Genomic DNA, 3,007 nt, shown 5'->3' with positions numbered 1-3,007 from the left:
GTGGGGCCGATCCCCTTGTCAGTCGTCTGTCAGCCGTCTGCCAGTCGTCTGTCAGTCGTCGTCCCTGATGTACGAGGGCCTGTCCGGCGAGTCGTAGAGGACGGCGATGCCCCGGGCCCACGCGGCCTCCGGGTCGTCACCACGCAGCCGCAGCTCATGGACCGCCGCGAGCAGTCCCTCCGCCGTCCCCGCCCCACGGACCAGCTCCCCGGCCCGCTCGTGGAACATGTCGCAGTTCTCGTGGGTCGTGTCGCGCCGCCACAGCACCAGGCCGTAGCCGTTGCTCCCGGCGGCCTCCAGCACCGAGAGTCCGGCACCGCCACCGCCCAGGGTGCCGCAGTACACGGGTACGCAGGTCATGGGCGCGACCATCAGATGCACGCGCAGGGGCGCGGGCTCGTGCGTCACCGAGACCGGCATGAGCGGGCCGTTGGTCACCCCCGCCCAGCGGAGGAGGCGTTCGGGGTTGTCCAGGAACGTGGCGGGCAGGACGGATTCCTCCAGGGCCACGCCCACGCGGGCACGTCGGCCGAGCGTGATGTCCGGCCGCGGCGTTCCGGTCCGCCACTCCTCCACCGGCTCGCCGAGCAGGGCGTACGGCATCGAGAACTCGACCTGGGGCGTCTCGTCGAACGCCTCGGTCAGCCGGAGCGCCGCGTCGAGAGCGGGACTGACGGCTTCGCACAGACCGGACGTGACGGGGCCGCCGTATCGCTCACCCATCGGCCACTGGCGGGGCCCTCCGTAGTGCGACACGCTCCAGCGGTGGCCGCCCGCGGTCTCCCGGAACTCGACGAGGATCTTCATACGGGCTTCGGCATGCCTGTCGTCAAGGATGCCGGTCACCTGCCCACGGGCCGTACCCTCCGGCAAGGTCCGCGCGGTGCCCTCCAGCCACGTGCGGAGCATGCGCAGCGCGCTCGGGTCGTCACCGCCGTCCGGTGCCGCGATGCGCGAGGACCACACGCGGGCGGCGTACAGCGCGATGTCGGCCGGCCCGTGGCCGCGGGAGATCAGCAGCCGGACACCGTCACGCCAGGCGAGGAGCCCTTCGTCCGGCGCACCCGACTGCGGGCCAGGCAGCAGGTCCAGCACGTCCTGAGGCTGCGACGGAGGTTCCAGCGTGGCCAGGATTCCGTACAGGAGAGTGCGCGGTTCGGGCATGAAGTCGTCGGGCGCGCCGCGGTGCAGACGCTGCTGGATCGAGGTCCAGCAGGCGTCCCCGGAACTCTGTGTGTCGAGGTGGCGCCGAAGGTGGTACAGGTCGTGCTCCCGCATCACCTCGTGCGCCAGCCTGCCGTCCCCGAGCAAGGGCAGGGGCACCGCGAGCGTCTCGTCGCTGTGGACAGCGTCCGCGGGGCCCCAGACCGCGCCCACGACCGCGGCGCGGTCGAGATCCAGCACAGGTCCGCCCATGCTGTTGGCGGGCACCCTGAAGCCCCGGATACGCAGCAGGTCGGCCTGTCCGATGACGGTCCCCCAGCGCAGCCACCGTTCCAGCCGTGACCCGGCACCCGCGGCGCCCAACGCCAGTACGGTACGGAAGTCCGTGCCCGCGTGGTCGTCCAGCCAGAGGCAGTCATGGTCGAACCGCTCACGGAGCCTGACCAGCACGGGGTCCGGCCCCTCGAACTCGGAGTCCAGACGCACCACCTCACCCGTCACGCTGCGTCCGTCGTGCGTCCTGACCACGACACTCTTCCCGTGGTCACCGACGACCGGCCACAGCGTCAGGACCCAGCCCGGCGCGACGAAGAAGCCGTTGCCCCTGGGCGAGGGGCGGGTCTTGGAGCCACCGATACTCACGACGCAGCGGCGGCTCAGCGCCTCCATTTCCACCCGAACCGACCGGTCGGCCGCCGCGGGTCCCGGCAGTGACGCCTCCGACTCCTGCCAGCCCTCCACCGCCCGCCGCAGGACCGCCGGCTGGTCCGCGCAGGAGCGGGCCATGGCCTCGGCCGCCTCGGCGGTCACTCCCAGCATGTGCATGAGGTACTCGACGGACTCCGTGCGTCTGAAGGGGCCGACCGGCACGACCCGTTCCGGGATCGGCGAGTGCTGTCCGCCGCGGGACGTGAGCAGAAGATGCGCGTGCTGCGCCAGAGACGGCATCGACAACGGCATCGCCGCAGCGCTCCCGTCGTCCCAGCCGTCGAGGACGATCAGCCGACGGTCCTGCACCGGCAGACCGGACGACTGCTGGGTGATCTTGCCGAAGCCGGCGGCCAGTTCCGCCAGCCGGCCGTACTGGTCACCACCGCTCGGCACCCAGTGCACCACGTCGTACTCGCTGCTGTAGCGGTGCGCGTACTCCGCCGCGATCGCCGTCTTCCCCGACCCCGGCTCGCCACGCAGCACGCACACGGCGCCTGCCCGCCGCGCCTGACGCAGCTTCTCCGGGAGGGCGTCCAGCAGGTCGTCGCGGCCGGTGAAGTGCTCGTCGCGTCGCGGGACTCCTCGCCATACACCGGGCCTCACGCCCGGGAACCTGGTGGTCACCGGACGCCGCGGGCCGTCCCCTGCCTCGTTGTCGAGGGAGAGCGCGGTGAGCAACCGGCGCTCGGCATCGGCCTCGCCCACGGACACGGCGGTGGTGGCGACCGGCAGCAGTTCCGAGAGCCGCAGCCGCAGTTCCAGCCGCTCACCGATGACAACGGCCGCGAAGAGACCGGGGCTGGTCGCCACCACCCGACGGAACGCTTCCCTCCACTCATCGGGATCGCGGATACCGAACTGCAGGAGGTTCTCGCTGAGCATCAGCACGATCTTCCCCGTCGGCGGCTGCGTCGGGTCGAAGCCACGCAACGCCGTCAGGGCGTCGAACAGCGGACGCCGACCCGGGTGCCACCTGGTCAGCAGCACCCTGTACCCGTGTGACGCCAGCACCCGCTCCGCCCAGGCGGCCCACGGGCGGTCGTACCCGGCGTAGACGATCTGGTGCTCTCTGAGAGGTTCGGTGGCGTGGCGTCCGCCGGTCCCGGCCACCCCCCGAACCGGCCCCCCGTAC

Annotated in this window: 1 protein-coding gene; it reads right to left on the bottom strand. The window is 71.9% G+C overall.

Translation table 11 applies throughout. The features are described 5' to 3' along the window. Positions 1-51: 51 nt before the first annotated feature. Positions 52-3,007 (bottom strand): VMAP-C domain-containing protein (locus FNH08_RS48000; protein WP_456114970.1); only part of this gene is annotated, 2,956 nt, incomplete at its 5' end.

Origin of the sequence: Streptomyces spongiae (genome assembly GCF_009377185.1) — a bacterium.
GTDB lineage: Bacteria > Actinomycetota > Actinomycetes > Streptomycetales > Streptomycetaceae > Streptomyces > Streptomyces spongiae.
This window is presented reverse-complemented; position numbering and strand designations above follow the sequence as displayed.